This is a genomic window from Micrococcus sp. KRD096 (assembly GCF_017168495.1).
In the GTDB taxonomy this organism is placed as follows: domain Bacteria; phylum Actinomycetota; class Actinomycetes; order Actinomycetales; family Micrococcaceae; genus Micrococcus; species Micrococcus luteus.
On the sequence record NZ_JABFAY010000010.1, the window covers coordinates 73,489 to 84,180 of the forward strand.

At 74.8% G+C, this 10,692-nt stretch carries 12 protein-coding genes; 4 read left to right on the forward strand and 8 right to left on the reverse strand.

Annotated features, from left to right (window positions below):
* Positions 1-80: 80 nt before the first annotated feature.
* Both J1M41_RS04520 and J1M41_RS04525 read right to left on the reverse strand, forming a co-directional pair.
* On the reverse strand, positions 81-1,133 hold the full coding sequence (locus tag J1M41_RS04520; RefSeq protein ID WP_206451238.1) for a hypothetical protein: 1,053 nt from the start codon (positions 1,131-1,133) through the stop codon (positions 81-83).
* A 56-nt stretch (positions 1,134-1,189) separates the two neighbouring features.
* Complete coding sequence (locus J1M41_RS04525; RefSeq protein ID WP_119217559.1) at positions 1,190-2,035, reverse strand: hydroxymethylpyrimidine/phosphomethylpyrimidine kinase; 846 nt, start codon at positions 2,033-2,035, stop codon at positions 1,190-1,192.
* Between the two features lie 131 nt (positions 2,036-2,166).
* Here J1M41_RS04525 and J1M41_RS04530 point away from each other — a divergent pair, with 131 nt between their 5' ends.
* The 3 genes from J1M41_RS04530 to J1M41_RS04540 all read left to right on the forward strand — a co-directional run bounded on the left by J1M41_RS04530 (position 2,167) and on the right by J1M41_RS04540 (position 3,686).
* Positions 2,167-2,631 carry a DUF4126 domain-containing protein gene (locus J1M41_RS04530; RefSeq protein ID WP_044659066.1) on the forward strand — a complete coding sequence of 155 codons (465 nt, stop codon included), beginning with the start codon at positions 2,167-2,169 and terminating at the stop codon, positions 2,629-2,631.
* Positions 2,628-2,951 (forward strand): putative quinol monooxygenase, encoded by a 324-nt coding sequence (locus tag J1M41_RS04535; protein ID WP_010079505.1) that lies wholly within the window; start codon positions 2,628-2,630, stop codon positions 2,949-2,951. Before J1M41_RS04530 ends, J1M41_RS04535 begins: the two co-directional genes overlap by 4 nt.
* Positions 2,952-3,050: 99 nt before the next feature.
* A complete protein-coding gene (locus tag J1M41_RS04540) occupies positions 3,051-3,686 on the forward strand; it encodes a GNAT family N-acetyltransferase (protein ID WP_206451239.1) in 636 nt (211 codons plus the stop codon).
* A gap of 10 nt (positions 3,687-3,696) precedes the next feature.
* On the opposite strand, the gene J1M41_RS04545 is transcribed toward J1M41_RS04540, so the two are convergent.
* On the reverse strand, positions 3,697-4,302 hold the full coding sequence (locus J1M41_RS04545; protein ID WP_036316134.1) for a TetR/AcrR family transcriptional regulator: 606 nt from the start codon (positions 4,300-4,302) through the stop codon (positions 3,697-3,699).
* A gap of 126 nt (positions 4,303-4,428) precedes the next feature.
* On the opposite strand from J1M41_RS04545, the gene J1M41_RS04550 reads away from it, so the two are divergent.
* The gene (locus J1M41_RS04550; RefSeq protein ID WP_012750721.1) at positions 4,429-5,643 is read left to right on the forward strand and encodes an acyl-CoA dehydrogenase family protein; all 1,215 of its coding nucleotides are present in this window, start codon (positions 4,429-4,431) and stop codon (positions 5,641-5,643) included.
* 100 nt (positions 5,644-5,743) lie between these two features.
* Here J1M41_RS04550 and J1M41_RS04555 read toward each other — a convergent pair whose 3' ends face one another.
* From J1M41_RS04555 to J1M41_RS04575, 5 genes are all read right to left on the reverse strand, one after another.
* The gene (locus J1M41_RS04555) at positions 5,744-6,685 is read right to left on the reverse strand and encodes an endonuclease domain-containing protein (protein WP_206451240.1); all 942 of its coding nucleotides are present in this window, start codon (positions 6,683-6,685) and stop codon (positions 5,744-5,746) included.
* A gap of 234 nt (positions 6,686-6,919) precedes the next feature.
* Positions 6,920-8,263: a tRNA guanosine(34) transglycosylase Tgt gene (gene tgt, locus J1M41_RS04560; protein WP_206451241.1), complete on the reverse strand. Its 1,344-nt coding sequence runs from the start codon at positions 8,261-8,263 to the stop codon at positions 6,920-6,922.
* Between the two features lie 41 nt (positions 8,264-8,304).
* Positions 8,305-9,264: an ornithine cyclodeaminase family protein gene (locus J1M41_RS04565; RefSeq protein WP_206451242.1), complete on the reverse strand. Its 960-nt coding sequence runs from the start codon at positions 9,262-9,264 to the stop codon at positions 8,305-8,307.
* A gap of 30 nt (positions 9,265-9,294) precedes the next feature.
* Positions 9,295-10,089 (reverse strand): glutamine amidotransferase, encoded by a 795-nt coding sequence (locus J1M41_RS04570; protein WP_206451243.1) that lies wholly within the window; start codon positions 10,087-10,089, stop codon positions 9,295-9,297.
* A 76-nt stretch (positions 10,090-10,165) separates the two neighbouring features.
* Positions 10,166-10,690 carry a GNAT family N-acetyltransferase gene (locus tag J1M41_RS04575; protein ID WP_206451244.1) on the reverse strand — a complete coding sequence of 175 codons (525 nt, stop codon included), beginning with the start codon at positions 10,688-10,690 and terminating at the stop codon, positions 10,166-10,168.
* Positions 10,691-10,692 lie beyond the last annotated feature (2 nt).

The following is a 10,692-nucleotide window of genomic DNA, read 5'->3' on the forward strand; positions in this document are numbered from 1 at the left end:
CTCCGGGAGGGGGATCGACGACGTCGGGCGGGTCCCCACTGTAGTGGGCCGGGCTGGACGGGCCCCGGGAGAGTTCCCGGTCAGGCGCGCCGGTCGCCGTCCACGTGGAAGGCCAGGTCCTCGACGCCGGGGAAGGACTCGATCTCCTGGAACGCGTCCCAGGCGTCGCTGTCCGCCTCGGCGTCCGCGGGCAGGGTCACCGTCAGGGCGCCGATCTCCCCGTCGATCACCTGCAGGCGCAGCTCGAGCTCGTGTCCTCCGGCGGATCCGGAGGCGAAGCGGCCGCGGACGGGCCAGACGCAGTCGTTCGGCACCGCGCGCCGGACGTCGTCGTCGGTCTGGACGACGAGCGGCACCCAGTCCGGGACCTCGCCGGCTTCACGGATGGCCTCGGCCACCGAGGTGACGGTGCGGGCGTGCGGCAGCTGGGAGCGCAGCGCCTCAGCCCCGGGCAGGTCCCGGCCCTCGGCCAGCGCCGGGTCGAGCAGGGTCTCGAGCAGGACGCGCACCTCGACCGGCAGCTCGGCGGTGGCCTCCGGCTCGACCTCGTCGACCGTGTCCTCGTCCAGGCCGGCGGGTCCGGTGACGGCGAGTTCGACGGCGTCGCGGCGGGTCCGGCGGGCGTCCTCGTTGGCCAGCAGCATCGCCAGGGAGGCCGCTGCGGCCAGCGCGACGCGCGGGGCGGGGACGCCGACCCGCTGGAGCCCGCGCACCACGGCGCCGTCGATCCGGTCGTTCAGGCCGGCGGTGCGCAGCGCGACCGCCGCGACCGCGCCGCCGACGGCCAGCCCGCCGAGCCCGCGCAGGGCACGCGCGGCGGGGGAGGGGGCCACCTCGCCGTCGGCGATCGCGGCGGTGTGGAGGGCGTTGGCGGTCTCGGCCGCGAGGACCGTGCCGCTGACGGCGGCCTCGAGCTCTGCGAGGGCCCGACGCTCGCGCCCTCGGCGGGCGTGCGGATCCAGCAGGGTGAGCCCGCCGACCGCGGCCGCCGCCGCCAGCCCGTAGAGCCGGCCGCCCGGGGCGAGGGCGCGCTGGCGCAGCGCGGGGAAGACGGCCTCGACGCCGTCGAAGGGAACGGACGACGCCGAGTGGTGGACCTCGCCGGGGGAAGGGGCGGGGGAGGGGAGCTTCATGCCCCCAGTGTGGCGCACCGCCCGGCTCAGGACGAGTCAGCGGCCCACGTGCGCGCTCAAGCGGAGCGCAGGCCGCCCTGCCACAGGGCGGCGAACGGCGTGCGGCCCTCCACCGCCTGCGCGATGCCGGCTCGCACGAACTCCTTGGCGCGGCGCGCGGCCTCGAGCGTGGTGGCGCCCTTGGCCAGCTCGGCGGTGACGGCCGCGGCGAGCGAGCAGCCCGCACCGGAGACGCCGGACTGGCCGATCTTCGGGGCGGAGAGCACCTCCACGGTGTCCCCGTCCACGAACACGTCCACGGCGTCCGGGCCGGGCAGGTGCATCCCGCCCTTGGCCAGCACGGCCGCGCCGGAGATCTCGTGGATGCGCCGAGCGGCCGCCGTCAGGTCCTCGACCGAGCGCACGGTCATGCCGGAGAGCTGCTCCGTCTCGAAGTGGTTCGGGGTGGTGAACGTGGCCAGCGGCAGCAGCTCGGCCTTGAGCGCCTGGTCCGTGTCCAGGGCGTGGCCCGGCTCCTGGCCCTTGCAGATGAGCACGGGGTCCAGGACCACGTGGTCCCACGCGGCGCGGCGCAGGGCCGCGGCCGAGGTGCGGATGACCTCCGGGGAGCCCTGCATGCCCAGCTTCACGGTGCGCAGCCGCTCCGGGTAGTCACCCTGGATGGCGTCGAGCTGCTGCTGGAGGATCTCGGTGGGCACGGGGAAGAAGCGGTGGTTCCAGTCGTCCTCCGGGTCGAAGGAGACGATGCAGGTCAGCGCCACGATGCCGAAGACGCCGAGTTCCTGGAACGTCTTGAGGTCGGCCTGGGCGCCGGCGCCGCCGGTGGCCTCGGACCCGGCGATGGTCAGGGCGAGCGCGGGGGCGGAGGCGGAGTGCTGGGGGGAGTGAGCGGTCTGGGGCATGCGCCCATGGTAGGACCGACCCCGGACGGGAAGCGCCCGACGGCCGGCGGTGTTCACTGGGGAACGAGGGTCCTCGGACCCGGAGCGTCCGCCCGGGCGCCCCGAGCGACCCGCGAAGGACGGGGACGGACGTGCTCGAGTTCCTCACCGGCACGGGCCTGGCCACCTCGGCCGGGCTCAACGCCTACATCCCCCTGCTCGCCCTGGGTCTGCTGGACCGGTTCACGGGGCTCGTCGACCTGCCCGCGGGGTGGACGTGGCTCTCCGCCGACGCCTCCCTCTGGATCCTCGGCGCCCTGCTCGCGCTCGAGCTCGTCGCGGACAAGATCCCCGGGGTGGACGCGGTCAACGACGTCGTCCAGACGGTCGTGGGAGCCGACACGGTCACGGTGGGGGCCGCCGCGCCCGTGCTCTCGGCGGCCGAGGACGTCTCGGCGGCCGGCCTCGTCGCGGCCGCGCTGTTCCTGCCGGTGCTGGTCGCCGTGCTGGTGGTCGCCGTCGTCGTGGGCCTGTGGCTGCTGGCCCGGCGGTTCCGCGCGCGGCGGACGCGAGGCCGTGCCGCGGCCGTGCCGGGTGGACCAGAATGGACGGCATGATCCTCATCAACCTGAAGTTCACCGTCCAGCCCGAGCGTGCCGACGAGTGGATGGACGCCGTCGCGAAGTACACCGCGGACGTGCGCTCCGAGCCCGGCAACCTGTTCTTCGAGTGGTACCGCCCGGTGGAAGGCGGCCCGAACGAGTACTTCCTGCTCGAGGGGTTCACGGACGAGGGTGCGCAGGCCCACGTCGCGTCCCCGCACTTCCAGGAGGGCCTGGACGCGATGCGCCCGCTGCTGGCGAGCACGCCCCAGATCATCTCCGAGCAGGTCGGTGCGGAGGGCTTCGGCCCGATGGGCGAGCTGCAGATCGACTGAGCCCGCCCCCGGCCAGAGGAGGCGACGGCGCCCGCGTCACGAGCGTGACGCAGGGCGCCGTCTCTGTATCCGGGGTCACACCCTGGCTACGGTGAGCGCATGAGCGCCGAGCAGAACAGCACCCAGACCCCCGGCCACCGCACCGCCCACGTCCCTGCCGGCCAGGATCTCGGCCACCGCTGGTCCACCCGCGAGGCCGATCACGACGATCCGGCCGACCGCCGCGCCGTCCGCCAGATCGCCGAGCTCGCCTTCGCGTCCACGGCCGAGGCCGACCTCGTCGAGGCGCTCGCCGGCGGCGCGGAGGGCTGGCTGCCCCAGTACTCCCTCGTGGCCATGACCGCCGCGATCCCCGGCACGGACCTGCAGTCGGACCCGATGGGCTACGGCACCCTGGTCCGGGCCCACATCGACCACGCCGAGGTGCTCGCCCTCGCCCCGCACGGCGTCCTGCCCGAGCACCAGGGCGAGGGCGCCGGCACCGCGCTCGTCAACGCCCTGCTCCAGAAGGCCCAGGCCGACGGCGAGGAGGTCGTGGTGGTCTACGGCTGGCCCGAGTACTACGCGAAGTTCGGCTTCCACCGGGCCTCCGAGCACGGCGTGCACGCGGCCTTCGCGCGTCAACCCGAGGCGCTGCAGATCCTCACGCTCCAGGACGGCGCGGAGGTGCCGGCCGGCGAGTTCCGCTACCCGCCCGCGTTCGGGGCGGAGAACGCGCAGGTCGCCGGCCGCTGAGAGCCCGGTCTCAGCCCAGGAGCCGGCGCACGGCGGCGAGCGTCCGTTCGGCCTCGGCCGGCTCGGCCGTGAGCCGCGCGATGACCTCCGCGAGGTCCGCGCGCAGGCCGGCCTCGGCGTCGTCGGCCGGGGCGTGGAGCCACGCCCGCAGGGCGCGGTTGTGGACGGCCACCACGGCCGCCGCCAGCCCGACGGCGACCCCGCCGCGCGCGGGCGTGTCCGGCAGGGCCGTGGCGAGCCAGCCGGAGAACAGCTCCGTGTAGCGGTGCGAGGTGAGCAGCTCGCGCGTGCGCAGCGCCTGGGAGCCGCGCAGCAGGCGGGAGCGCGCCCGGGCCCGGTCCGGATCGGCGGTGTGATGCCGGAAGACCTGGAGGACCGCCTCCTCGAGGGCCTCCCGCACGCCGAGGGAGGTGCCGCGCAGGAAGTCGTCCAGGCGGGCGAGCAGCGCCGCATGGTCGGCGAAGACCACCTCCTCCTTCCCGCCGAGGTGGCGGAAGAAGCTGGCCCGGCTCATGCCGGCCTGGCGGGCGAGCTGGTCGGCCGTGACGGCGTCGTAGCCCTCGCGGTCCAGCAGGTGGATCAGGGCGGTGAGGGTGTCCTCGGCGGGCGTCGTCATGCGGGCCATGGTGCCACGGGCGAGGAGAGGGGGTGAGACTGCGTCTGATTCTGTGAGATGGCGTGTCAGTCGGTGTAGGGTGATGACGGACACACCCATCTCTCCGACCCCGCCCGGGAGGCCACCATGACCGAGACCCTGCCCACCGTCGAGCCCGAGTACGACGTCGCCACGCCGCTGGACACCGACTTCTACTTGGCGCTCGCGGACGTCTCCGACGCCGAGAAGGACGTGTGGCGTCGAGCCCGCGCCTTCGCCCTCGAGCCGGACGTGCTGCCCCGGATCCGGGAGGCGTGGGACCGTCACGAGTACCCGCTGGACCTCGTGGCCCGCCTGGGGCAGGCCGACCTGCTGCGCGACGGCGTCCCCGTGGACGGGCTGCCCGACGTCTCCCGCGTTGCAGCGGGCCTGGCCATGATGGAGCTCTCGCGCCTGGACGGCTCGATCGCCACGATGACGGGCGTGCAGGGCGGTCTGGCCATGCGCTCGATCCAGCTGTGCGGCAGCGAGGAGCAGCGTGCCGAGCACCTGCCGGCCATGGCGCGCGGCGAGCTCTACGGCGCCTTCGCGCTCACGGAGCCGACCCACGGCTCCGACTCCGTCTCGCTGGAGACCCGCGCCGAGCGCGTCGACGGCGGCTGGCGGCTGCACGGGCACAAGAAGTGGATCGGCAACGGGGCCGCCGGCGGCGTGACCGTGGTGTGGGCGCGCAGCGCCGAGGACGAGAAGGTCCGCGGGTTCATCGTGCGCCAGGAGTCCGAGGGCTACACGGCCGAGGTCATCAAGGGCAAGGTCGCGCTGCGGGCCATCGACCAGGCCCACATCACCCTCGACGGCGTGTTCGTGCCCGACGCCGACGTCCTGCCCGAGGCCCGCTCCTTCAAGGACACCTCCCGCGTCCTCTTCGCCACGCGCGTGGGCGTCGCGTGGTCCGCCCTCGGGAAGGCCGTGGGCTGCTACGAGGCGGCGGTGCACTACGCGGGGCAGCGCGTCCAGTTCGGCCGGCCGCTGGCGGCGGCCCAGAGCGTGCAGACCCGCCTGGCCGAGATGCTCTCCCAGCTCACCCAGGTGCAGCTGCTCGTGCTGCGTGCGACCCGGCTCGAGGACGAGGGGCGGCTCACCGGGCCGATGGCGTCCCTGGCCAAGTACTCGGCGACGCGCGCCGCGCGGTCCATCGCCGCGAACGCGCGCGACCTGCTCGGTGGCAACGGCATCCTCATCCAGAACGAGGTGGCTCGCCACTTCGCGGACATCGAGGCGATCCACACCTACGAGGGCACCGAGACCGTGCAGGGGCTGATCATCGGCCGCGAGATCACGGGGGTCGGCGCGTTCGTGTGAGATGACGCGAGCGGGGGCGGCGGCGTGAGCCAGAGATTTCTGCTGGTGCGCACGCCCCCCTGCCGCCGATTCGTCTGGCTCGGCGGCCGATTCGTCTGGCTCACGCAGGCAGACGGAGCCGCAGGTGGGCGGCGAGGTCGCGCAGCAGGGCGTCGAGGCCGCGCTGGGTGAAGACGCTGGCGGCCACGCGCAGCACGATCCACCCCTCGGCCTGCATCCGGCGGTCGCGCTCGATGTCACGGCGCCACTGCTGCGGGTCCGTCCGGTGATGATCGCCCTCGTACTGGACGCAGACGCGGGCCTCCCGCCACACCAGGTCCGGCCGGACGGCGGACCCGTCGCTCAGCATCAACAGCGGATTCACCTCCGGCTCCGGCACACCCGCGTCGGTCAGCGCCAGTCGGAGGAGCGTCTCCGGTCTCGAATCCGCGCCGTCCCTGAGCAGCGGCAGGGCCGCTCGCAGGGTCCGCGTCCCTCGCCTCCCGCGCACCCGCAGCACCTCCGCCTCCAGATCACGCACGGTGCACCGCGGATGCTCGCCGGGACGACACCGGCCCGCCGGACCGTCAGCCCGTTGCAGCAGGCTGTCCCCGGCGGCGACGACGTCGGCCAACGGCAGACCCAGCTGCGCCAGCGCCGCCCAGGTGGCGGCCGGCGTCGTGATCCGCACCCCGGCACGCACCAGCACGGGGTCCTGCGGGTGCAGCTCATGCCCGACGACGCCGCTGCGGCGCGGCGCCCCGCCCTCGGCCCGCGTGCGCGCCAGATGGATGGGGCCGCGCTCCCACTGCCGCGGCAGCCACATCTCCCAGAGGCGAGCGGCGGTGGCGTGGGTGGCCGCGGTGCCGGGGTTCGTCCGTTGGAGGGCGCGGACGACGTCGGCCAGTGAGGGCTGACCCCCGGCGGTGTGCCGCAGCCCGTGGTGCGGGGCGTCGAACCGGGGGCCGCGCAGCTGCGAGGCCGTCAGGCCGGCCTGCAGCCCCGCGGCGACCGGGAAGACGGGGCTGAGGGCGGCGTCGTCGTGCGGAGGAGGGGCGACCATGCCGCCAGCCTTCCCTTCCACCAGCGGACACGGTGCCGCGACGGCGAGGGCCGTGGAGGGCGAGCCGGGTCGGCGGCCCTGTGCAGGAGCCGCTGAATCGTCTGGCTCACGTCTCCCACGGGTCCGCGCGGCGCCGAGCCAGACGAATCGGTCGTGACAGCCCCCTCAGAACAGCAGAAACGTCTGGCTCGCGCCCGTCACAGCGTGCTGGCGTGCCGGCGCACCCAGCGCCCCTCAGCCCTTCGGGGCGTAGTACCGGCCGAGGGTCTCGGCCTTGAGCTCCGCGAGCGTGCCATCCTGCATGGCCGCACGGATCCGGTCCACGAGCGAGACCGTGAACCGCTCGTTGTGGATGGAGAGGAGCGTGTGCGCCACCATCTCCTTCGCCTTGAACAGGTGCCGCAGGTACGCGCGGGAGTAGTGGGCGCACGTATAGCAGTCGCACTCGGGGTCCAGCGGGCCGAAGTCGCGGCGGTACTTCGCCCCGGGCAGGTTGTAGCGCCCGTCGCGGGTGTAGAACGCGCCGGTGCGGGCCACACGGGTGGGGGAGACGCAGTCGAAGGTGTCGGCGCCGTTCTCGACGGCGGTGAACAGGTCATCGGGTTCGGAGATGCCCAGCAGGTGGCGCGGCTTGTCCTCGGGCAGCTCCTGCGCGCACCAGCCCACGATGGTCCCGAGGTTCTCCTTCTCCAGGGCCCCGCCGACGCCATAGCCGTCGAAGCCGGAGGTCACGCCGTCGAGCTCCCCCGCGGCCGGGAACTCGGCCCGCATCCCCGCGAGGTCGCGGCAGGCCTTGCGGCGCAGGTCCTCGTACTGGGCCCCCTGGATCACGCCGAACAGCGCCTGGTACGGCCGCGCCGCGCGGACCCCGGTGAGGCGGGCGTGCTCGTCGAGGCAGCGCTGGGCCCAGCGGCGGGTGCGCTCGAGCGCCTCCTCCTGGTAGCCGCGGGAGTTGTGCAGGGTGGTCAGCTCGTCGAAGGCGAACATGATGTCCGCGCCGAGGTTGTGCTGGATGCCCACGGACACCTCGGGGGTGAACCGGTGCCGGTCCCCGGTGAGGTGGGACTTGAACCAGACGCCGTCGTCGTCGACGTTGGCCAGGCGCTCCTTGCCGGGGGCGACGGCGTCGTCGGCGCCCTGCCCCTCAGGCGCGCCGGGGCCCTTCATGTCGATGACCTTCTTGAAGCCCGAGCCGAGGCTCATCACCTGGAAGCCGCCCGAGTCCGTGAAGGTCGGCCCGGGCCAGTTCATGAACGCGCCGAGGCCGCCGGCCTCGTCCAGGAGGTCGTCACCGGGCTGCAGGTACAGGTGATACGCGTTGGCCAGCAGCGCCTGCGCGCCGAGCTCCGCCATGGACTCGGGCAGCACCGCCTTCACCGAGGCCTGCGTCGCGACGGGGATGAACGCCGGCGTCTGGATCCGCCCGTGCGGCGTGGTGATCACACCGGTGCGCCCGAGCGGGGCGCCGTCCGCACCGCCGGTCTCCAGCCGGTGCGTCACCTCGAAGCCGAACTGCGAGGGATGCGCGGGGGCACCGGAGGCGGGCTGCGGCGTCGGGGCGGCGGGGGTCTCAGGCATGGGACCCAGGGTAGTGCGCAGGCACCGCAGGCCGCCCCGGCTCAGCCCAGCACCTCCCGCGCCACCGCGCTCGCCACCACCAGGTCCTGCCAGGGCATGCCCGTGGTGACGAACAGGGCGGGCGCGCCCTCCCGACGACGCGCGGTCCCGGCCACGAGCTCGGCCAGCGTCACCGTGTCCTCGATCCCGGCCAGCGCGCCGGAGTCGATCGCGAGGGTCACGTCCCCGGCCTCGCGGGCGGCCGAGTCCCGCGACTCCACCGCCACGGTCGCGCGGCGGGCCAGGGCGTCGTCGGTCTCGCGGGCGTCCGTGGTGTGCGAGCCCATCGCCACGACCGTCGCGTGCTCCGGCACGAGCGTCCCGTCGAACAGCGGGGCCGTCGCGGCCGTGCACGTCACCACGACGTCCGCCTCCGCCACGGCCTCCGGGCCCGCGGCGCTCGCGGTCATGCCCAGCTCCGCTTCGATGCGCGCGGCCAGGGCGGCGGCCCGGTCGGCGTCGCGGCCCACTACGGACACCCGTTCCAGCCCGAACACGTCCTGGAAGGTGAGCGCGTGCTCCCACGCCTGCACGCCCGTGCCGACCACGACCAGGTGCCGGGGCGAGGCGTCCGCGAGCAGCCGCACCCCGAGCGCGGACACCGCGGAGGTGCGCAGGCCCGTCAGCTCGACGCCGTCCAGCACGGCCCGCGGTGCCTGGCCGGGGGTGCCCGGGGCGCCGAACAGCACGTAGACGCCCTGGATGACGGGCAGTCCGCGCTCGGGGTTGTCCGGCGTGAGGGTGAGCAGCTTGGTGCCGACCTCGGTCCCGCGCGTCGAGGGCATCTGCAGCAGCTGCCCGGCGGCGGTGGACACGCGGGTGCGGGGGGCGTCGGCCTCCGGGTCCAGGCCGGCGGCGAGGGCCGCCTCCAGCGCGTCGACGGCGGCGCGCGGGCTCAGGGCGGCGCGCACGGCGGGGCCGTCGATCCAGGGCAGGGAAGCGGTGGCGCGGTGCGTGTCCATGCGGCCACGCTACGGGGTGGGCCGGGCGGCTCAGCCGAACAGCGTGCGGAAGTTCGCCAGGATCCGGCGGGGGTGCTCGGGGTCGACGGCGGCCAGCCCCGCCACCGTGGGCTCGTACTCGCCCGGGGCGAAGTACCCGTGCTCGCGGTAGATCTCAAGGCGCTCGAGGATACCGGCCTGGTCCAGCTCCGGGTGGAACTGGGTGGCGTACTGGCGGGTGCCGAGCCGGAACATCTGCACGGGACAGTCGGCGCCCGCGGCGAGCAGCACCGCGCCGGGCGGGAGCGCGCTCATCGCCTCCTTGTGGCCGACGTACGCCGCGAACGTGCGCGGCACCCCGGCCAGCAACGGATCCGCGGCACCCTCGTCGGTGAGCGTGACCTCGACGGGCGCGGCCGATTCGCCGTACGCGTTGTCCACGACGCCGCCGGCGTGCCGGCCCAGTGTGCCGACGCCGTAGCAGCAGCCGAGGAACGGCAGGTCGCGGCGCCGGACGACGTCGAGCATCCGGCCCAGCTCCGCCTCCACGGCGCGCTGCACGGGGGACTTGGTCTCCTCGGGATCGGCGCCCGTGAACGGGCTGCCGGGCAGGATCACGGCGGCGACGTCCGCGAGCTCCGCCTCCCAGTCCAGGCCGTCCGTGGCCGCGTCGGGGCGCTGCACGACGCGGTCCAGCCGCAGCACCCTCAGCCGGCCCTCCGAATAGCCACCCAGTCGCTGGACGGCCTCGACCTCGGCGGCCGCGGCGTCGTCTTCGGGGCGCGTCTGGACGAGGAGGAATGGCCGTGGGTGTGGGCTCGGAACGGCGTCGGTCGGGGTGGTCATCTCGGCAGACTAGCGCGGGGCATCGGGCCGGGATGGCGTGGCGGCGTCGTGGGGCGTCGTCGGGGGCGGGCCGCGGTCAGCGGCCGGCCCAGGGGCGGGCGTCGGAGGCCCACGGCAGGGGACGAACCCGCTCCTCGGGCAGCGGGTCCGTGGCCAGCCGGCCATAGCGGTGCACGTCGAGCCGCCGCCCGCCCGCGCGGAGGCGGCCGCGCTGCGTGCCTTCGTGACGGAGCCCAGCGGCCCGGGCGACGGCCCCCGCCGTCGGGCTGTCCGCCCGGTGGGCCAGTTCGATCCGTTCGAGCCCGCCCTCGGCCAGTTCGGCGTCCGCCACGGTGGTCGCCGCGCGCGACATGATCGCGTCCCCGCGCCAGCCCTGATGCAGCCAGGCGGTGAGCGCGCCGGTGCCGTGCGCCTCGTCGCGCGCGACGGCGACCAGGTCGATCAGCGTGTCCGTCCCGCGCTCCACCACGGCGACGGCGTCCATCTCCGCCGCCTGGACCAGTCCGTCGACGTAGGCGCGGGCGGAGGCCTCGTCGGTGACCTCCGCGGGATCGGCCATGCCGACGGTGCCCGCGTGGAAGGCGGCCAGGACGGCGGGCACGT